16 protein-coding genes are annotated in these 19,986 nt (G+C 35.9%); 6 read left to right on the top strand and 10 right to left on the bottom strand.

Annotated elements, in window-relative coordinates; genetic code table 11:
• Positions 1 to 4: 4 nt before the first annotated feature.
• The 7 genes from Q3Y49_RS11340 to Q3Y49_RS11310 form a co-directional block, all read right to left on the bottom strand.
• The gene (locus Q3Y49_RS11340) at positions 5 to 1,705 is read right to left on the bottom strand and encodes a DUF1501 domain-containing protein (protein ID WP_303268279.1); all 1,701 of its coding nucleotides are present in this window, start codon (positions 1,703 to 1,705) and stop codon (positions 5 to 7) included.
• Between the two features lie 2 nt (positions 1,706 to 1,707).
• The gene (locus Q3Y49_RS11335) at positions 1,708 to 3,471 is read right to left on the bottom strand and encodes a DUF1800 domain-containing protein (RefSeq protein WP_303268278.1); all 1,764 of its coding nucleotides are present in this window, start codon (positions 3,469 to 3,471) and stop codon (positions 1,708 to 1,710) included.
• A gap of 201 nt (positions 3,472 to 3,672) precedes the next feature.
• Entirely contained in the window at positions 3,673 to 5,904 is a 2,232-nt protein-coding gene (locus Q3Y49_RS11330; RefSeq protein ID WP_303268277.1) for an NADP-dependent isocitrate dehydrogenase, read from the bottom strand.
• 325 nt (positions 5,905 to 6,229) lie between these two features.
• The gene (gene panB, locus Q3Y49_RS11325) at positions 6,230 to 7,048 is read right to left on the bottom strand and encodes a 3-methyl-2-oxobutanoate hydroxymethyltransferase (protein ID WP_303268276.1); all 819 of its coding nucleotides are present in this window, start codon (positions 7,046 to 7,048) and stop codon (positions 6,230 to 6,232) included.
• A gap of 13 nt (positions 7,049 to 7,061) precedes the next feature.
• Positions 7,062 to 8,555, bottom strand: coding sequence for a PAS domain-containing sensor histidine kinase (locus Q3Y49_RS11320; RefSeq protein ID WP_303268275.1), 1,494 nt, complete (start codon positions 8,553 to 8,555; stop codon positions 7,062 to 7,064).
• 184 nt (positions 8,556 to 8,739) lie between these two features.
• Positions 8,740 to 9,594 carry a DMT family transporter gene (locus Q3Y49_RS11315; protein WP_303268274.1) on the bottom strand — a complete coding sequence of 285 codons (855 nt, stop codon included), beginning with the start codon at positions 9,592 to 9,594 and terminating at the stop codon, positions 8,740 to 8,742.
• 84 nt (positions 9,595 to 9,678) lie between these two features.
• A complete protein-coding gene (locus tag Q3Y49_RS11310) occupies positions 9,679 to 9,978 on the bottom strand; it encodes a hypothetical protein (RefSeq protein ID WP_303268273.1) in 300 nt (99 codons plus the stop codon).
• A 138-nt stretch (positions 9,979 to 10,116) separates the two neighbouring features.
• Here Q3Y49_RS11310 and Q3Y49_RS11305 point away from each other — a divergent pair, with 138 nt between their 5' ends.
• The gene (locus Q3Y49_RS11305; protein ID WP_303268272.1) at positions 10,117 to 10,404 is read left to right on the top strand and encodes a GNAT family N-acetyltransferase; all 288 of its coding nucleotides are present in this window, start codon (positions 10,117 to 10,119) and stop codon (positions 10,402 to 10,404) included.
• A gap of 27 nt (positions 10,405 to 10,431) precedes the next feature.
• Here the strand turns inward: Q3Y49_RS11305 and topA are convergent, their stop codons facing one another.
• Positions 10,432 to 12,789, bottom strand: a complete 2,358-nt coding sequence (gene topA / locus Q3Y49_RS11300; protein ID WP_303268271.1) for a type I DNA topoisomerase — start codon at positions 12,787 to 12,789, stop codon at positions 10,432 to 10,434.
• A 94-nt stretch (positions 12,790 to 12,883) separates the two neighbouring features.
• Here topA and Q3Y49_RS11295 point away from each other — a divergent pair, with 94 nt between their 5' ends.
• A complete protein-coding gene (locus Q3Y49_RS11295) occupies positions 12,884 to 13,423 on the top strand; it encodes a SixA phosphatase family protein (protein WP_303268270.1) in 540 nt (179 codons plus the stop codon).
• A gap of 6 nt (positions 13,424 to 13,429) precedes the next feature.
• Positions 13,430 to 14,503, top strand: a complete 1,074-nt coding sequence (locus tag Q3Y49_RS11290; RefSeq protein ID WP_303268269.1) for an agmatinase family protein — start codon at positions 13,430 to 13,432, stop codon at positions 14,501 to 14,503.
• A 19-nt stretch (positions 14,504 to 14,522) separates the two neighbouring features.
• Here Q3Y49_RS11290 and Q3Y49_RS11285 read toward each other — a convergent pair whose 3' ends face one another.
• A complete protein-coding gene (locus tag Q3Y49_RS11285) occupies positions 14,523 to 16,502 on the bottom strand; it encodes a tetratricopeptide repeat protein (RefSeq protein ID WP_303268268.1) in 1,980 nt (659 codons plus the stop codon).
• Between the two features lie 179 nt (positions 16,503 to 16,681).
• On the opposite strand from Q3Y49_RS11285, the gene Q3Y49_RS11280 reads away from it, so the two are divergent.
• Genes Q3Y49_RS11280 through Q3Y49_RS11270 form a run of 3 tightly spaced genes read left to right on the top strand, consistent with a single transcriptional unit; the run spans position 16,682 to position 18,718 of the window.
• Entirely contained in the window at positions 16,682 to 17,224 is a 543-nt protein-coding gene (locus Q3Y49_RS11280; RefSeq protein ID WP_303268267.1) for an LVIVD repeat-containing protein, read from the top strand.
• 23 nt (positions 17,225 to 17,247) lie between these two features.
• Complete coding sequence (locus Q3Y49_RS11275) at positions 17,248 to 18,021, top strand: LVIVD repeat-containing protein (RefSeq protein ID WP_303268265.1); 774 nt, start codon at positions 17,248 to 17,250, stop codon at positions 18,019 to 18,021.
• The gene (locus Q3Y49_RS11270) at positions 18,014 to 18,718 is read left to right on the top strand and encodes a hypothetical protein (RefSeq protein ID WP_303268264.1); all 705 of its coding nucleotides are present in this window, start codon (positions 18,014 to 18,016) and stop codon (positions 18,716 to 18,718) included. The genes Q3Y49_RS11275 and Q3Y49_RS11270 overlap by 8 nt, the downstream gene beginning before the upstream one ends.
• Before the next feature lie 67 nt (positions 18,719 to 18,785).
• On the opposite strand, the gene Q3Y49_RS11265 is transcribed toward Q3Y49_RS11270, so the two are convergent.
• Positions 18,786 to 19,985, bottom strand: a complete 1,200-nt coding sequence (locus tag Q3Y49_RS11265) for a glutamate-5-semialdehyde dehydrogenase (protein ID WP_303268262.1) — start codon at positions 19,983 to 19,985, stop codon at positions 18,786 to 18,788.
• Position 19,986: the final 1 nt, after the last annotated feature.

The raw sequence follows: 19,986 nt of genomic DNA, 5'->3' as shown, positions 1-19,986 counted from the left end.
AGCATCATTTTTTGATTAGTTTTTTGGTGTCATTAATGTTTTTCGCATTGACTCTAATGTTATAGATTCCTGCTTTCAAACCAGAAAGATCAAGTTTAATATCATTGGTACCTTGCTGGAGCGAGTTATGCTGAACACCTATTGATTGGCCATTAACAGTAACAATTTCTATTCTCACTTTTCCAGCTTCATTACTTTGGATTTTTAGCAGAGTTGCATCGCCAGCAGGATTAGGAAATGGATTATCTACATTAAAATGCTTCCCAAGCCAGGAATTTGTCCCGGTAATACTATTGGAAATCATTTGCACATCTGGTAGTGGATTCCCATTTTCATCTGTAGCATTGAAAAAGTCTCTAAAGAAAATATCATTATTAATACTTGCTTTATCAACACCAAGCCATTCGTGCAAAATGCTGGCATATAGTTGGCGATAGTCAAATTGCAAATCTACATTACTTTTATTCAAATCTGGATTTGTACCAAAAACACCAGGATTAACCCGGTCACCAAAGACCATTACAGCTCCTCCCTTTCCATGATCAGTACCGTAGCTTCCGTTGGATGGGATTCTTCTACCAAATTCGCTCATACTGATAGTCAACACCTTATCCTGTAGTCCTCTTGCTTTCAAGTCTGCATGGAAGGCTTTCATTGCTGCCGAAATATGGTACATTTTGGTAGCATGCACGCCCATGGTAGTATTGGTGCTCTCCACTTGTCCAGCATGATTATCAAAACCTCCCATCTTCACCAGAAAAACCTTGGTCTTAATTCCTCCTCCTAAGAGTCTTGAAACCAATTTCAATTGCCCACTTAACGGATTTCTTAAACTGCCCGAAGGCGCATTGAAGGGATAAATTTCAGGGTATTCAATTGAACTTTCGCTGGAGGATTGATAAATATCTTGTAGTCTTTTGATGTAGGTTTCAGACTTATCTTCCAAGCCTAATATCCAGTCCATTTCCTTTTTATAAGGGGAACCATTAAGGTGTTCAGGTGGAAGCCCTCTTGGATCTATTCCTTCATCAGCAAATCCTTCAAGATTTTCTATTTGATTAAGTAATGCACCGGGACTATTTCCTAATGAAATGGAGGTTGGAATATTACCTTCCTGGTGAAACAAAAGAGAGGTATCATTCCCCATCTCCAAAGCCAAGGGGTCTGGCATTCCAGCATTAGGGAAATCATCAGGATAATCTGAGGGCGCATAAACTTGATTGAGATATCTCCCAATCCAGCCGGAAGAGTAGTAGTCATCATAATCACCTCCCATAAACCAGATATCTCGGCCACGGAAATGAGACCCATTATTTTTCGGATAGGAAACCCCTTGATATACTGCCGCTTGCCCTCGATCGTACATGCTCTTGTAATCAATCATGTCAGGATGAACTCCCACTTGATCAGGTGCATCTAGCGTGCTATCTAAAGGAATTAAAGTTCTATTCCCGCTCTTATAAGGAATGGCAATATTAGCTCTTCTGTTATAATATAGATCATAATTCTCTATCGGTATGAAGCTATTTAAGCTATCATTTCCTCCATGCAGTTGCAATATGACCAAAACCTTTTCATTATCACTTTTGTGTAAAAGATTTTTGAGTGGTTGATGAGAAGATAATAAGCGCATCGGAACCCCTTGAAAGGCAATTGATCCACCTGCAGCAAAACCTAATCGTTTTAAAAATTTTCTTCTATCCATAGCTACATCAATTGATATTCAGGTGATTGCAAAATAGCATTAAAAAGGTCTTGTAATTGTCTTTCCACAGTTTCTCTATCCACACCTTGTGTCCATCTGAATGTCCAAGCCTCCTCAGGATTTTCATCTATTTGAAAAGTTTTCAAGAAAGCATCCAAGAAGTAGTTCAGTCTTTCTTCCGTAATGGGGCTAGTGTCTGGATTTCCAAATCCCAAATTATCGGTTAATGCTAGGAATTGATTGGAAATTTCTACCACCAATTCTTTAGCGTTGGATGCTGTATTGTTATCAACGTATTGCTCCACATATTCAATGGGAGTTTTAAACTCCACATCCATACCCTCCATATTGGCATTGCTCACCGTTTGAACATAAGCATAACGCTGCGTTAAATAGGATGTGGTGATCCAGCCTCTGTGATATATCGGGAACTGATGATAAGCTAAATAGCCAGCTACCTCAAATGGCTCATAGAAATTTAAGCCCATATCCCCCATCTTTCTTAGCCAATCATTGGTAATTTCATAAAACTGTTCCGCTTGCAATACATAATCTGGCAATTCTAAATCAATACTTCTTGCATGACCAATAATCAGGTCCAAAGGGCTCTTAATTATACTACCGAAATTATCATCTGAAACGCCATCTGCTCCCTCATAAAACTCTTGGCTTGTAAATAATGCTTGCAAAACTGCTTGTAAACTAAAGTTCTGTTCTGTAAAAACAGTAGCCATATCTTTGATAATCCCATTTTGGATATCCTCAGAAATCTCATGATAGACAAAGAATCTATATAACTTTCTGCAAATATGAATGGCCGTTTCCTCTTGTTCAAAAATGGCATCAATTAATTGCTTAATTTCATCTACAGCACTTTCATAAGTTGCTTGACCGTTCAACAATAATTCAGGATCAGGAGAAATTGAAGCATTGTTAAATCTGAAACTTAGTTGTTTACTATCATTATCATGCTGATTTGCAGTTAAGCCGTTTCCTTTTGCTACCCCGGTTGGTAATCCTGTTTGTTCATCTAAAAAAGCAAAATCGGTATCAACATTGAATCCAGACAAGATCCTTGCTCCTTCTTGGACATCCTGCTCAGTAAAGGTGCCGTAGTCCCCTGTTTCATTATCTCCTTTGTCAATTCCTTCAAGCCCTCTTCCTACAGAATACAACTCTAATAACTCGCGAGCAAAATTCTCATTTGGACTTCCTTTAACATTTAAGCGGCCATCTAAGAACTGTAACATGGCATTATCCAGAGAAATCTTCTTAACAAGATCTTTAAAATTCAATTGTTCTTCTGTCTCGTCAAGGACAAGGTACTGATCAAATGCAAACTGACGAAACAGCAAATTTTGATAATACAAGGCTCGACTATTCCCTACCACCGACCTTTTAGTCGTGAAATGAGTATGTAAAAAATAGACAAGACGCTCTCTAAAAATGAAGGATAACTTCTGATCTTCTGTCGTGTTAGGACCTAAAAACTGTCCAAGTTGCCAACTTAAAAAGTATTGCTCTAATTCAAATCCTTCACTATTAGCATTAGTGGTTCCGGTTGACATCCACTCTCCACCTGTTGCAGGATCAATAGGGGGTTCCGGAAAAGGTATTTCATCAATAAAAAGCCTATCCACTGCTTGCTGCGGATTCAATTGAGCAAATTCTTCCACTAGATTTGGCGAAGCACCAAAGATTGTCCTCCGTAGAAGATGGGAAGCTCTTTGTCTTCCTAAGGATTCGTTTAAGGGAGTAAGTGGCATATATTTAAACTACTTTAACTCCAAAAATAAAAAATAAATTCTTGAATTGTAATTTAATCGAATAAAAATTATGATTCACCGATATATTTTACGTTCCTATAGAATAAGTAAAAGAGGAGGAAAATCATAAAAAAAGCTTCTTAACAAGAAGTATTATCTTGCTAAGAAGCTTAAGTCGAAATCAGTTAGGTAGAGGCTAGTTTATTGCACTATGGAATCCAATATTTCGTTCAAAGTATTACTTGGCCTCATTTGTTTAATTAATACACTTTCATCAGGCTTGTAATATCCGCCCATATCAACGGATTTACCCTGAGCATTAATCAACTCTTCATTGATTTGTGCCTCTTTCAAACTCATCGTTTCAGCAACTCTACTGAAAATCTTTTTCAAATCAGCATCTTCATCTTGTTTGGCTAGTGCTTCAGCCCAATACATGGCTAAGTAAAAATGACTTCCTCTATTGTCAATCTCATTTACTTTTCTTGATGGTGATTTATTTTCATCCAAAAATTTAGAGGTAGCATTATCTAAGGCAGCCCCTAAAATTTTTGCCTTCTCATTGCCAAAGGTTTTACCTAAATGATCTAAAGAAACAGCCAAAGCTAAAAATTCACCTAATGAATCCCATCTTAAATGTCCTTCTTCCATGAATTGCTGAACATGCTTAGGAGCAGATCCACCCGCACCCGTTTCAAATAATCCGCCACCATTCATCAATGGCACTATCGATAACATTTTCGCACTAGTACCCACTTCTAAAATTGGGAAAAGATCAGTTAAATAATCCCTTAAGACATTTCCTGTAACAGAAATGGTATCTTTTCCTTCTACAATTCTTTCAAATGAAAAACGTGTAGCCTCAACCGGATTCATAATTCTAATATCTAATCCTGCTGTGTCATGGTCCTTTAAATATTCGTTAACCTTTTTGATCAGTTCGGTATCATGAGATCGATTACTGTCCAACCAAAAAATTGCTGGATTCCCAGTATCTTTTGCTCTGTTCACTCCCAGCTTTACCCAATCTCTAATCGGTGCATCTTTCACTTGGCACATTCTCCAAATATCTCCTTCTGACACTTCGTGGCTCAACAATACATTCCCGTTCGAATCAATCACCTCAACAATTCCCTCTTCCGAAATTTCAAAAGTTTTGTCGTGTGAACCATATTCCTCAGCTTTTTGAGCCATCAAACCAACATTAGAAACACTTCCCATAGTTGATGGATCTAAAGCACCATTTCGTTTACAAAAATCAATGGTCTCTTGATAAACACCAGCGTAACTTCTGTCTGGAATAATGGCCTTGGTATCTTGCGTTTTATTATTTTTATTCCACATCTGCCCAGAGGTTCTAATCATTGCCGGCATGGAAGCATCAATAATTACATCACTTGGCACATGAAGATTGGTAATCCCTTTATCGGAATTAACCATAGCTAAGTCGGGTCCTTCATTATAGCAAGCCTCAATATCTGCTTCAATTTCCTTTCTTTTATCTTCTGATAATTGTTCAATCTGTGAAAGTAAAGAGGCAAATCCGTTATTGGCATCTACCCCAAGTTCATCTAAAGTCGATTGATGCTTTTTAAAAACCGGCTCGAAAAATGATTTCACTGCATGACCAAAAATAATAGGGTCTGACACTTTCATCATTGTCGCTTTCATATGGATAGAATACAAAACTCCAGCTTTTTTTGCTTCCTCTTTCTGAGCCTTTAAAAATGCTCTTAGTGAAGAAGCACTCATTACAGCCGCATCTACTATTTCACCTGCTTGAAGTTTTAAGCCACTCTTAAGATTCCTAATGTCTCCCGATTTAGTCTTTAATACAATTTTAACTTCAGTTGCATCACGAAGAGTAAGAGATTTTTCACTACCGTAGAAATCTCCTTCGCTCATGCTGGCTACATGAGACTTAGAGTCTTTGCTCCACTCACCCATGCTGTGCGGATGCTTTTTAGCAAACTCTTTCACTGCCTTTGGGGCTCTTCTATCAGAATTACCTTCTCGAAGAACAGGATTAACGGCACTACCTTTAACAACATCATATTTAGCCTGCACTTTCTTTTCTTCATCACTACTTGGCTCATCTGGATAATCAGGTAAATCATAGCCTAGGCTTTGCAATTCTCTTATAGCAGCTTTTAACTGTGGGACAGAAGCACTGATATTGGGTAATTTCACAATATTTGCTTCAGCTGATTTAGCAATTTCACCTAATTCAGCTAGGTCATCATTAATCTGTTGTTCAGGTTTTAATCTTTCAGGGAATTGTGAAATGATTCTTCCTGCCAGGGAAATATCTCTAGTTTCAACAGCAACTCCCGCAGAATCCGTGAAAGCTTTGACAATCGGTAAAAATGAATAGGTGGCCAAAGCTGGAGCTTCGTCCGTTTTGGTATATAAAATCTTTGCAGTATTAGACATGGTTAATGTATTTGATTTACAAGTTTAACAATCATTTTAAAGTAACGGTCATTCAGAAGCCTTGTTCCAAATTTTAGGATGTGAAATTAAATAAAAGTAATAGTAGATAAAATTATTTTAAGGCATTCCATCGGCATAGGCCAAACAAAATCATAAACAAGCTGTTTTAGACCAAAAAAATTATGGAATTTGTAATAGCAGGCGGTACGGTATTAATTGCAATAGGAGTCGTATATTTCTCTTTGAAAAGGGTATTTAGAGATCAATAAATACTTCAGACATGTACAAAATATTCTACTTGAAAGATGATTAGAACTATTAAAGACTAGTACATCTCTTCCTCATTAGGAAAGTCAACATTCTTCACGTCACCAACATACTGGCCAATGGCTTCTGTAATTATCGTGTCCAGGCGAGCATAATGTCTTAAAAACCGTGGTTTAAATTCAGTAGTAATTCCTAAGAGGTCATGTAAAACCAATACTTGTCCGTCAACATAGGGGCCAGCTCCAATTCCTATTATTGGGATATTTACTTCCTTCGCTACTCTTTTCGCCAGTTCTGCAGGAATCTTTTCCAAAACAATACTAAAACAACCACATTCCTCCAATATTTTAGCATCTGTAATTAGTTTTTCAGCTTCTTCTTCCTCTTTTGCTCGAACTGAATAGGTACCAAACTTATAAATAGACTGAGGTGTCAATCCGAGATGCCCCATTACGGGAATACCCGCACTTAAAATTCTTTTAATCGACTCTTGTATTTCTGCTCCCCCTTCCATTTTTACGGCATGACCACCCGATTCTTTCATAATTCTGATAGAAGACCTTAAAGCTTCAGAAGAATTTCCCTGATAAGAACCAAATGGAATATCTACAACAACCAATGCTCTTTCTACAGCCCTTACCACTGCAGAAGCATGGTAAATCATTTGGTCAAGTGTAATAGGTAAAGTGGTTTCATGTCCGGCCATGACATTTGAAGCTGAGTCACCTACCAAAATAACGTCAACTCCAGAAGCATCAACCAACTTTGCCATTGAAAAATCATATGCAGTTAACATTGAAATTTTTTCACCACGATTCTTCATCTCCTGCAACTGGTGGGTAGTGATTTTTTTGATAGCTTTTTTATGAACTGACATGAATAAAATATTTTTAAACTTCTCTTTTATAATTATTTGGAATATGAATTGTAAACTTAGTCCCTGAACCTTCTTCTGATTTAACTTGAATTTCGGCTTTCAGTTTTTTTATGACATTTTTAACAATATACATACCTAATCCGCTGCCCTCGCTATTTTCAGAAGCACGATAAAACATATCAAATATTTTATCCATTTTATCAGTAGGTATTCCTTCTCCGTTATCTTCAATAATGATTGAAGCTTCCTTGGGCGAGGTTTCAATATCAATATTAATATAAGAAAATTCGTCCTCTAAATTTTTTCTGTACTTAATTGAATTTGATATCAAATTATTAAGGATAATACGGATTTTAGTTAAATCAGAATGAAATGGGTACGATTGGATAACTTTTGTTCTGATCTCAAGATTCTTGGTGGTATAAACATGGTGAAAATTGGTTATACTATTATTTACCTCCACCATAAAGTTTACAGGTACTGCCTCGGGTTCATCTGAGCGATTATTCCTAGACATCGCCAATAAATCGACAACAAACTTATCTAATCTATTGATACTGCCAGTCATCATTTCAATGACCTTCCTAATTTCAGAAGTTCGGGTTTCTGTTTTAAGAATTTCAATCAAACCCATGAGCGAGCGCAGAGGAGAACGAATGTCATGAGAAGCATGATAAACAAAATTATCAAGTTCAAAATTCAGTCTTTGGAGTTCCTTTAAGTTTTCTTTAAACTCGCTGATATCCCTAAAAATAATATCATAAAACATAGAGTCATTTGCTTCAATCTGAATTGCTGAAATTGAAACCCAAGTTTCAGATTCATCCCAACGTTCAAATTTTGCTTCAAACTCCTCAATCGAGTTTTTACTTTCTAAGGCACTTAGGAAATCAGCCGATTCATTTTCGTCTAAGAATGGATCTGTTATTTTCATATGGCGGGGAATCTCCGGCAATGCTAAAATATTCAGTCCTTTCTGATTAATTTCTAATACCTTTTGATTAGATTTTTGCACTCTCATAATCCCGATAAGAGAGTTTTGGAAGAAATTTTTATACTTTTCTTCACTAGATTTGATTAGTTCCTCACTGCTCTTTTTGTCTGTAATATCACGGTGTGAACCAGAAACCCTTATTGGTTTGCCATTTTCATCAAGGGTGAGCTGCGCTGTAGATTGTACCCAAATGTAATGCCCATTTTTGTGCTTTAATCTAAATTGTATATTGTATTCTTTTCTTTCGCCTTTTATAAATTCATTAAATGCAGTTACTGCAAAGGGTTTGTCATCGGGATGCATTAATTTCTCCCACAATTCAAAATAGTCTTGGATTTCATTCGGTTTGTAGCCTAACATGGTAATCCACGGAGGTGATATAAAGACCTCACCTGAAATCAGATTATGATCCCACAGGCCTTCATTTGCTCCAGCTGCGGCATACTGATATTGAGCCAGTTTTTTCTTTACTGCCTCTAATTCACTACTTATTTGAAGATTTTCCTTTTCCAAAGATATATTTCCTTTACTCGCAGTCACTCAAAACACACCGCTACCAGCAATAATAATTTTAAAGATATAACAATCTTACGTGAAGCTCATTATTTTCCAACTCATAAATTGTGAAAAACCTTCAAAAGGTACAACGAAAAACTCATCATTTCGATAATATGGGTAATTCGTTCGAGAAAACTCATCATATTCCTCTTTGATTTTTCTCTAATCTGTTTTTATACCACACATTTAAGATCACTCCCGCTAAAATCAGTCCAATTCCAGAGAATACAATCCCGTTATATGTTTCATCAAAGAATACATACCCAAAGCCTAAGGCATAAACTATAGTTAAATATTTTAAACTGGCCACTTTTGATAGATCTTCAGCTTGATAGGACATCGTCATAAAATATTGAGCAAACTGAGTCAATACCCCTATTGCTAATAAAATCAGCCATTCATGGCCAACAGGCATGGTCCAGTTGAAAGCAGAATAAACTCCAGTTAAAGGGGCTGTGACTAAAGGGAAATAAAAAACGATAACAAGTGGATGCTCTGTCATCTTTATTTTCCTGATAATATTATATGCTAATCCTGCAAAAATAGAGGAACTAATTCCTATCATAAACATCTGGAGTGAGACCCTCGGGTCGAATCCTTGAATAATAATCAAACCCGCAAAAGCCATTAAATAGAAAATCCACTGCTTAGGATGCACTTTCTCCTTGACTATAAAAATACCCAAAATGGAAGTAAATATAGGTGAAAGAAATTGCATTGTGACAGCACTACCTAATGGTATATTTTGCAGTGTATAGAAGTACATCGTCAAAGCTACGGCTCCCACCGCCCCACGCGCTATCAACAGTTTTTTATTGTTTCCAAAGACAGGAACATTTATCACTTTCAAATAGGCAAAACTCATCACAAATGAAATGAGCGAACGAAAAAACACAATTTCTACCGCAGGAATATTGGGCAGCATTTTTACAAAAACATTCATGCTTGCAAAAAGAAAGCCTGCAATAAGCATATAGAGGACACCTTTATTCATTCACAGATTGTTAAGATTGGCAAAGCTATAATCTAATTGTGAAAACTGTAAGGATGTTTGAGTTAATTATTGAATTTAAACTAACTAAGGACATTGAAACCAGTAAAACAGAACTTCATTAAAAAAAGATATAAGTCCAGTAGCAGATCTTAATTTCATGTTACTTGATTTATCTTTTTCCTTAGAATCTTTAGTAATTAATTTTGAATACTGTGTAGAGTCAATTACTTGAACCTTGATTTCGTTCTTGTGTCTAACCTCCTCATCAGCTTTAAGAATTACTTTATCATTTTTAATATCGTCAATCGATTGCGAATGAATTATCAAGAAGTTTGATAATAAAATGCTAAGTATCAAAAATAATTTCTTGGAGCGAGCTGCCATTAAAGATCTTTATGTTCTAAATCTGCAAACATAAGATGATCTTAAATTACTAAAAGTTGCATTCAGAAAATAAAATTTGGAATTTACTGGAGTTTAAAAGTATTTAACTATTTTAAATTAATACAAACAAAGTGCATTATGAATAAAGAAATAAAATTTCAAAACTCAGGTAACAAGGGAAAAGCATATCTAGGAGAATTGGATTCTCCACTTGCTCAGATGACCATCTCTATAACGCCTAATTCTTTATGGATTATTGACCATACTGAAGTAGATGAAAGGCTGAAAGGTCAAGGAATAGGGAAGAATCTTCTTATTAAAGTGGTTCAGCAGGCTAGAGAATTGAATATAAAAATATTGCCTTTGTGTCCATATGCAAAACATGCCTTTGAAAAATACGAAAGTATTCAGGACGTTCTAAAATAAAAAAGCCTGATTTCTCAGGCTTCACGTTTATTTCTTCTTTGTTGCTTTCTTTTTAGGAGCCGCTTTACGACCTCCCTTTTTATCTGGAGTTTTTTCCGCTAGCTCTACACATTCCTGATAAGTTAATTCTGTTGGTTCCTTATCTTTAGGAATCTTTACATTTTTCTTACCGAATTTAATATACGGCCCCCATCTTCCGTTTAGAACCTGCACTTCAGGGTCTTCCTCAAAGCTTTTAATAAATTTCTCCCTATCCGCTTTTCGCTTTTCTTCTATTAATTCAATGGCTCTCTCAGCCGTAATCTCTAAAGGATCCTCTCCTTTCGGAATACTCACAAATTTACTATCATGCCGTACATATGGGCCAAACCGTCCAATGGCAGCAACCATTTTTTTGTCTTCATAGTCACCCAAATCTCTTGGTAGTTTGAATAATTCCAAAGCATCCTCAATAGTAATGCTTTCAATGAATTGTCCTTTTCTTAAGCTTGCAAATTGTGGTTTTTCTGCTTCCTCATCTTCCTTATCCGGAGTTTCCCCTAATTGAACCAAAGGACCATATTTCCCTAAACGGACAATGACTTTTTTACCTGTTTTCGGGTCAATACCCAATTCACGTCCAGTATTAACATCTTTTCTTTCAATACTTTCCGCTTCATCAACCTTCTCATGGAATTCCCCATAGAATTTATTGATCATATTGTTCCAAATCTTTTCCCCTTTGGCAATCTCATCAAATTCTTGCTCTACCTTAGCCGTAAAATTATAATCTGTCACATTTGGGAAGTGCTCGACTAAGAAGTCATTTACCACCATAGCTAAATTGCTGGGATATAATTTATTTTTCTCTGCTCCGGTTATTTCAGTTTTTTCCAATCGGTTTATTTTTCCGTTTTCTAAAACCATCTCAACATATTTACGATCTCTTCCGTCACGGAATTCCTTGTTGACATAACCCCTTTTCTGAATTGTTGAAATGGTTGGTGCATATGTAGATGGTCGACCTATTCCCATTTCTTCTAATTTCTTCACTAAAGTAGCTTCATTATATCGCGCAGGTGGTCGAGTAAATCCTTCTCTCGACTGCATTTTTTTCAGATCTAATGTTTGCCCAACTTGTAATGGAGGAAGCATGCCTTTAGTTACATTACTTTCTCCTTCCTCCTCTTCATCCGTGGATTCTATATACACTTTTAAGAAGCCTTCAAATTTCACAACTTCACCGCTAGCACTTAAGGTTTGATCTGTATTGGAAATATCAATACTGACATTGGTTTTTTCTATCTGTGCATCAGACATTTGAGAAGCAATTGCTCGTTTCCAAATGAGATCATAAAGCCTCTGTTCATTATAATCGCTACTTGCTTCTTTAGTAGAAAAATTCGTAGGTCTGATAGCTTCGTGAGCCTCTTGCGCTCCCGCTGATTTGGTCTTAAAAGTCCTAGTATGTGCATATTCCGCTCCGTACTCTGACTTAATTTCTTTGGCAGCTCCATCCTTAGCCTCATCTGATAAATTTAAGGAATCAGTTCTCATATAAGAGATTTTACCAGCTTCATATAGCCTTTGGGCTAATGTCATGGTCTGAGAAACAGAGAATCCTAGTTTTCTGGACGCTTCCTGTTGCAATGTGGATGTCGTAAAAGGTGGCGCTGGGGTTTTCTTAGCTGGTTTTTTCTCTAATTTTCCTATTGAAAATTCAGCATCTAAGCACTTTTCTAAAAAGGCCATTGCTTCTTTCTCCGTCTTAAACCTTCCTGGAAGCTCTGCCTTTAATTCACTACCTTCTACATTGAAAAATGCTTGAACCTTATAAAATGATTCGGCTTTAAATTTATCGATTTCTCTTTCTCTCTCTACTACAATTCTTACCGCTACAGACTGCACCCTTCCGGCAGAAAGTCCAGTTTTTATCTTTTTCCACAAAATTGGAGAAAGCTCAAAGCCAACTAATCTATCTAAAATTCTTCTGGCCTGTTGCGCATTTACTAAATCTATATCGATTCCTTTTGGAGAATTGATGGCATTTTGGATAGCAGACTTTGTGATTTCCCTAAAAACAATCCTTTTAGTTCTACTATCGTCTAATTTTAAAGCCTCTTTCAAATGCCAAGAAATTGCTTCTCCCTCACGGTCATCATCAGTAGCGAGGTATATCATCTCCGCCAACTTTGCTTCTTTTGTTAATGCCTTAATGACTTCCTTCTTATCTTTAGAGATTTCATAAGTAGGTTTAAAACCATTTTCAATGTCGATGGCATTGTTTCCTTTTGGTAAATCACGAACATGGCCATAACTGGAAAGCACTTTATAATCCTTTCCTAAATAACCTTCAATAGTTTTGGCTTTGGCTGGTGACTCCACTATCACTAAATTTTTCGACATATCTATTGGCTTATTTTAAATTGAAATTCAAATATCATTAAATTTTTTTAGAAAAAAAGAATTTAGGTTTTTACTCGTTTACTAAGATAGTTAAATGAATAATCCTAATTTTACTTACAAACAGCTAATCAATCAAATGGTTAAAGATCTTTATTTAATTCGCCATGGCGAGGCAGAAGAACCAAATGTCGGCTTAAAAGATGTGGAACGCCAATTAACTTCAAAGGGTTTGCAGGACGCCTCAAAAGTCGGAATGTATTTAAAACAAAAGGAATTTCATCCTGATATCATTTTACATAGTGTTGCTCAAAGGACAACTGATACTATGCAAAGAATAAATGAGCAATTAGGCGTAAAATCAGACCATATTGAGGCTTCAGAAGATGTTTATGAAGCTTCCGCTCGAATTATGTTAAAAGTGATTTCGGAAATTCCTGCAGAAATGCGTTCAGCTATCATTATATGTCATAATCCATCAATCACCTACATTTCTGAGTATATAACTGGTGCAGAATTAGGTTATATTGAACCAGCAGGTATTGTTCATATTCAAATTCCTTATTCCTCTTGGTCGGAGGTATCGGAAAAAAACTGTGATTTAATAGAATATATTAGACCAGAAGACATTCAATAATTATTTATGAGTAAAAAACAAGATTTAATAAATGCCTTTGATCCAAATGGCTTGGGCAATACGGAAAATATTTTTGGATTACCCTTTGATGAAAAAACAGCAGATTTAATTTTATTACCTGTTCCTTGGGAGGTCACCGTTTCATATGCTGCTGGCACAGCTCAAGGTCCGCAACATATTTTAGAAGCCTCCACTCAAGTGGATTTATATCAAAAAGATATAATTGATGCTTGGCAATTGGGGATTCAAATGCTTCCAATTGATCAAGGACTATTGACTAAAAGCAATAAAAACCGAATATTAGCAGAGGAATATATTGGCTTATTGGAGGCTGGAGAAGAAAACAGTGAAAAAGGAATAAGCCTTTTGAAGGATGTCAATTCGGTTTGTGCAGAAATGGTGGATTGGGTTAAATCCAAATCTTTAATGCAATTAGAAAAACGTAAGCTTTTAGGCTTAGTAGGTGGAGATCATAGCACGCCTTTGGGTGCGGTCCAAGCCTTGGCTACTCAGCATGAGTCATTTGGTGTGCTACAAATTGATGCCCATATGGATTTCCGGAAGGCCTATGAAAACTTCGATTATTCGCATGCATCTATCTCCTATAATATGTTACAAACTGTTCCTCAGATTGAAAAAATGGTGCAAGTAGGCATTAGAGATTTCTGTGAAGAGGAAATTAGATTTGCTGAGAAGCAGGGTGATAGAGTTAATGTTTTTTATGATGATGATATTAAAGTCGGAATGTTCGAAGGAGAATCATGGACCATTATCTGCGATAGAATAATTAAGGAATTACCCAATGAGGTATATATCACCTTTGATATAGATGGTTTAAGACCTGAACTTTGCCCAAATACTGGCACGCCAGTGCCAGGAGGTATTAGCTATTCCGAAATCATTTATTTATTGACAAGGTTAGTTAAAAACGGCAAGAAAATCATTGGCTTTGACTTGAATGAAGTAGCTCCAGGAGAAAATACTGACTGGAATGGAAACGTGGGTGCTAGAATTTTATATCGATTGTGCAATTTAATGGGTGTTTCTCAGGGTAAGTTGGATTGGGATGAGAGTTTTTAACTCGATCCCTATTCTTGTTTTATACCCTAAACCCAATCACCAACATATCATCGGTTTGTTCCATTTCACCTTGCCATCTTTTCATTTCTTTTTCGAGGCTTTTGTCTTGCTCTGGTAGACTTTTATTTGATATGCTTTCTAAAAGTGTCTTAAATCTTTTTCTTAAATATTTCTTCTGGGTGTTGATACCAAACTGGTCTGCATAACCATCGGAACTCAAATAAAAGGTTTGTTTAGGTTCTATATCTATTTCTTGATAGGTGAATTTCTTGTGAGGGGAATTAAAGTACTCACCTACTGTGAAATTATTACCTTTGAATTCAGTTAATCTATTATTTTCTACCACATAAAGTGGTCTTTTTGCTCCTGAAAAAGTAACTACTTTCTTTTCATAATCAATTTTGCATAATGCCACATCCATACTGTGGTTACTTGTGGTCACTTCCTTTTGCTTCAAAATCTCCATCACTTTAACATCTAACTTAGCGAGGATTTTATGAGGTTCAATTTCTTTCTCCTCATTTACAATTTGGTTCATGGTAGCATTAGCAATGACGGTCATAAAGGCTCCTGCTACCCCGTGCCCGGTGCAATCGATCAAAGCTAAAATATCACAACCTTCCTGTCTGGAATACCAATAAAAATCACCGCTTACAATATCTTTCGGCTTATAGTACACAAACGAGGAGGGAATATTTTCTTTAAAACTATTCTTATTCATAATCCCTTCCTGAATACTCTTGGCATACTCAATGGAATCAGTAATATTTTGATTCCAACTTTCCAGCTTCATCTTTTGAATTTCAATAGCTTGCTTACTTTTTAGTATTTGATAGTTTTGGTATTCCAGTAGTGATTTGGCTTTACGATTTTGCTTAAATTTTAAAAAAGAAAGGATAGCCAAAGCTAGAAGTAAAACACTAAAAGTGACCGATCCAAAGATATATAACTGACTATTTTGATATTGCAAATCTTTAATCTCAGATTCCTTTTTCAACAACGCTATTTCCTTTTCTTTCTGTTCCAATTCTATACTTTTTTCCAGTTCCGCTATTGCCCTTCGAGATGTCTCATTGAAAATACTATCATTCATGATGTGAAATTGATTCATATAAACATAAGAATTTTCCAAATCTTCCAAATGCAGATATACTTCAGCAAGAGTGCTGTAAGCGTCTAGTAAAATGGGCTTAGCATTTATTTCATTAGCTATATCTACGGCATCTAAAGCAGCATTTTTGGCTGCCAAAAGACTTCCTCGTGCATTGTGAAGGCGCGCTATTTTCACCAGGGCTGAAGAAATGCCAAATTTATTATCAGCAGACTCTTCCTTTTTAAGAGACTTATTAAAATAATAAAGTGCGCTATCAAATTCTTGCCTATTAAAATATATCTTTCCTATATTACTGTAAGGATCAAATAAGGATGATTTTTCGGGATCGCTTTCATAAATACTCAGCACCTGACGATAGTAATTTTCTGCTTCAAGCTCCTGCCCTTGATCAAGATATATATTCCCTATGTTATTTAAAATCTTTAACAATTTAGGGTCATCATCTAGCTCCGTAAATATCTTCTTTGCATCAGTATAGTAGTCCAGAGCCCGCTCAAAATCTTCATTAATCGAATAAATGTTGCCGATATTACTAACTGATTTCCCAAGCCCTTCCTTATCTCTTATGGAATCATATATATTAAAAGAAAGCTTGAAATTTTGCAACGCTTTATCATAATCGCCTTTTTGCTTATAATAAACCCCTAGGTTATTTAAGGCATTTGCTTCGCCTTGAAGGAAATTTATCCTTTTGGCTATCTCGAGGGCTGTACTGGCATATTCAAAACTTTTGGACGGTTGACTTCGATATTGAATCTTAAAGAGATTGTTAAGTCTATTAACTTCCGTACTATCTTTTGTATTAGCTTTTCTTTGGGAATACAAATTAAAGCTCAAGCAAAAAACAAATAGTGTTAAAGAAAAGAGTATTTGATTACGATTCATATTTATTTCTCTCTTGCTAAGATGCTATAAATATTTGAAAAAGTAATATTTAAAAGATGTATATTTACTTTAACCCTAGAAGCTTTCCAACATCAAATATATTCTTACTGAAGGAATTGTTTTACAACCATTCTAACAGTACATGTGTCATTAAATCGAACTTTAACTTTAAGGAAGTAATGAAAACAAAATTACTAAAACTATTAACATTTAGCCTTCTACCTATTTTTATATCCTCTTGCGATAGATGGGAAAATGTTCCTAATTTTGATGTAGAAGAAGTGGAGGGATACCGACCGATCTACGCTACAGAGAGCGAAACTGAAATAAAAACACTAGCCGCTAGAGAAATTGAAGATCCAGGTAAAATTTATGTGATTAATGAATATCTTCTATTAGTAGATCGCTTGAAAGGAATTCATGTATTCGATAACCAAGACCCACAAAATCCCCAAAATATTGGTTTCATTCAGATTGCAGGGAGCAATGATGTTGCAGTTAGAAACAATATCCTATATGCGGATCAAGCATCAGATTTACTTGCAATTGATATCAGCAATCCAGAAAATGTAAAAGTAGCTTCACGAGTAAAGGATGTTTTTCCATTTGGATCTCAATATCCTCAACAAGAAGGAGTATATTTTGAATGTCCAGAACCAGAAAAAGGCTTGGTCATCGGTTGGGAATATACCACTCTCCAATCTCCAAAATGTTATCGTTAATCTCCTAAAACTATCTTTACGTCATGAAAAATTTTAAACTATTTTCTTTATTAAAAACATTTCTTTTAGTTATTTTAGTGGTTTTCTCATCATGTATGAGTGAATCAGAATTTGATGCTTCTGGTGAAGGTAAAGGTGGCTCAATGGCCAGGTTTACATTCCTAAAAGGTTATCTTTACATAGTTGATGAAAGTACACTAAAGACCTTTGATATTAGTAATCCTGATAGCCCTAGACTGCTAGGTGCTGAAAATGTGGGAGATGGAGTAGAAACTATTTTTCCATACGAAAACTATCTGTTTTTGGGGACTCAATGGGGGATGAAAATCTATTCTGTTGAAAATGATCCTGTCCCAAATTACCTGTCTGATTTTGAACATTCCTTTGCTTGTGATCCGGTTGTCGTTTCAAATAGTATAGCCTATGTGACCCTACGAAGCGGAACAACCTGCCAGACCGGAAATGATAGAATGGAGGTTGTGGATGTGTCAGATTTGAGAAATCCTCAATTATTGAATACAATTCCAATGCAAAACCCACATGGGCTTTCGGTTAGCGATACAGTCCTCTTTGTTTGTGAAGGAGATTTTGGATTTAAAGTTTTTAACATTAAAGACAGAGCCAATCCCCAGTTAGTTTCCCATTATGACAGCATCCCTAGCTATGATGTAATCACTAATTATGGACGGAAGCAATTAATTATTACGGGAAAAAATGGTATTTTTCAATATGACTATGAAGACCCACATCATTTAAAAGAATTAAGTCAAATAATGAGTGTCCAGACAAATGAATAAGTTCCTTATTGTCATACTATTGTTAGGCTTCTCAAGTTCGATTTGTTTTGCACAAAACGATTCAATTGATGCTGATAGTAGACCTAAAAATACTTCGCTAACTCTTTCCTATTTGTCTCTTAGTTCCTCCTTTGAGAATTATAATTCAATAGATATTGGATTAATGAAAACTTTAAGCGAAAACAGGGCAATTGGCGGGGAGATAGGATACATATATAACATTGAAGGGCTTAAACAACAAAATGAGCAAAGTTGGTATACTGATGTTTACGGTATAAAGGCTTACTTCTATTATCGTTTTTTCCTAGATCTAAAAGAAAGTTACCCCCAGAATTCTCTAACATTTCTTGATATTGAACCACAATTTTATTGGACCAGTTTTAAATCGGAAAGGATAGCCGGCTATAGTTGCAATGACCAGTTTGGCGATTGTGAATATTACAGATTTTATGACTCAAGAGTAGACCGAATTGTGCCTGGGCTAAATTTGAAACTAGGAAAGATATATAATTATGATCCGTTCTACTTCACGCTATTCGTGGGTGTGGGATACCGATATGTACTAGAATACTCAGAAATAAATAAGAGTCTTGCAAAGCCTGACAAATTTTTTACTAAAAATGGTCAAATGAGCGACTTGCAAACTGGAGGAATGATAAGGTTAAGACTTGGCCTTCAGCTAGCTTATCGCCTTTAGTATATGACAAAAAAAAGGTTTACTAATTCATAGTAAACCTTTTTTGTAAATAGTCGAACCTTTACAACTATTTCCTTACTTGTCCATTTCCTAAAACATAGTATTTGTTAGTGACTAGTTGTTTTAATCCTAATGGTCCTCTGTGGTGCAATTTATCTGTACTAATTGCTAATTCAGCTCCAACTCCCATTTGACCACCGTCAGTAAATCGAGTGGAAGCATTATGATAAACAGCAGCACTGTCAATTTGCTCCATAAATTTTTCTGCGTCCTCTTGAGTTTCCGTTAAAATTATATTAGAGTGTCCTCCAGAATATTTATTGATAAACTCAATCGCATCATCTAAACCATTTACTGAAGACATTGCAGCTTTCATTGCCAAGAACTCCTCATACCAAACCTCTTCGCTATCGATTTTTTCATTAGTCTCCAGCTGACCAATAACTTTGTCGCTAGCAACGATTTGAACACCTTTATCAGATAAAGCTTTTTCAATAGCTTTCAATGTCTCTTCAAATTTAGGATGATTTTCATCCACCAAAATTTTATCTAAGGCATTACATCCCGAAATTTTATCTGTTTTTGCGTTAACTAATACTGTAATGACTTTTTCCATATCAGCATCAGCAGCGATATAAGCAAAGTTGTTTCCTCTCCCGCTTACCAATACCGCACATGTTGCATGTTCTTTTACAAAATCAATCAATCGCTCTCCACCTCTCGGAACTATCAAATCTAACGGCTGATCTGGATTTCTCAAAAATTCCTGAGTAGTAGGCCTATCCATTTTAAGATACTGAATCCAGCTCTCAGCTAAACCGTTATCTTTCAATGACTGATGCCAACATTTAACTAATTCTTCATTACTATGGTGGGCTTCTTTACCACCTTTCAGTAATATTTTGTTGTTAGCCTTAAATGCTAAAACAGCTGCTTCAATTGTAACATCTGGTCTAGATTCATAAATTATCATGATCGTGCCAAAAGGCGCTGCTTTATTGGTAATTTTTAATCCATTCTCCAGCGTATCTTGACTTATAACAGTACCAACCGGATCATCTTGATCTTTCACCTCACGAACCGCACGGATCATATCGTCAACTTTCGCTGAATCTACTACCAATCGATCGTAAAGTGCTTGATCATCTCTATCGAAAGCATCTAAATCTTTTTTGTTTGCAGCAATGATTGCTTCTCTTTCTTTATCAAGATTATCAATCATCGACTGTAAAACTGCGTTTTTTAATTCTGTATTTAAGAGCTTCATA

Source organism: Marivirga harenae, assembly GCF_030534335.1.
In the GTDB taxonomy this organism is placed as follows: Bacteria; Bacteroidota; Bacteroidia; order Cytophagales; family Cyclobacteriaceae; genus Marivirga; species Marivirga harenae.
This window is presented reverse-complemented; position numbering and strand designations above follow the sequence as displayed.

What these genes read in the sequence shown, in the direction of transcription:
- Q3Y49_RS11265 (WP_303268262.1), bottom strand. Translation starts at nt 19,985, where the DNA reads ATGAAGCTCTTAAATACAGAATTAAAAAACGCAGTTTTACAGTCGATG.
- Q3Y49_RS11330 (WP_303268277.1), bottom strand. Translation starts at nt 5,904, where the DNA reads ATGTCTAATACTGCAAAGATTTTATATACCAAAACGGACGAAGCTCCA.
- Q3Y49_RS11295 (WP_303268270.1), top strand. Translation starts at nt 12,884, where the DNA reads ATGAATAATCCTAATTTTACTTACAAACAGCTAATCAATCAAATGGTT.
- Q3Y49_RS11290 (WP_303268269.1), top strand. Translation starts at nt 13,430, where the DNA reads ATGAGTAAAAAACAAGATTTAATAAATGCCTTTGATCCAAATGGCTTG.
- topA (WP_303268271.1), bottom strand. Translation starts at nt 12,789, where the DNA reads ATGTCGAAAAATTTAGTGATAGTGGAGTCACCAGCCAAAGCCAAAACT.
- Q3Y49_RS11310 (WP_303268273.1), bottom strand. Translation starts at nt 9,978, where the DNA reads ATGGCAGCTCGCTCCAAGAAATTATTTTTGATACTTAGCATTTTATTA.
- Q3Y49_RS11315 (WP_303268274.1), bottom strand. Translation starts at nt 9,594, where the DNA reads ATGAATAAAGGTGTCCTCTATATGCTTATTGCAGGCTTTCTTTTTGCA.
- Q3Y49_RS11305 (WP_303268272.1), top strand. Translation starts at nt 10,117, where the DNA reads ATGAATAAAGAAATAAAATTTCAAAACTCAGGTAACAAGGGAAAAGCA.
- Q3Y49_RS11275 (WP_303268265.1), top strand. Translation starts at nt 17,248, where the DNA reads ATGAAAAATTTTAAACTATTTTCTTTATTAAAAACATTTCTTTTAGTT.
- Q3Y49_RS11280 (WP_303268267.1), top strand. Translation starts at nt 16,682, where the DNA reads ATGAAAACAAAATTACTAAAACTATTAACATTTAGCCTTCTACCTATT.
- Q3Y49_RS11270 (WP_303268264.1), top strand. Translation starts at nt 18,014, where the DNA reads ATGAATAAGTTCCTTATTGTCATACTATTGTTAGGCTTCTCAAGTTCG.
- Q3Y49_RS11285 (WP_303268268.1), bottom strand. Translation starts at nt 16,502, where the DNA reads ATGAATCGTAATCAAATACTCTTTTCTTTAACACTATTTGTTTTTTGC.
- Q3Y49_RS11335 (WP_303268278.1), bottom strand. Translation starts at nt 3,471, where the DNA reads ATGCCACTTACTCCCTTAAACGAATCCTTAGGAAGACAAAGAGCTTCC.
- panB (WP_303268276.1), bottom strand. Translation starts at nt 7,048, where the DNA reads ATGTCAGTTCATAAAAAAGCTATCAAAAAAATCACTACCCACCAGTTG.
- Q3Y49_RS11340 (WP_303268279.1), bottom strand. Translation starts at nt 1,705, where the DNA reads ATGGATAGAAGAAAATTTTTAAAACGATTAGGTTTTGCTGCAGGTGGA.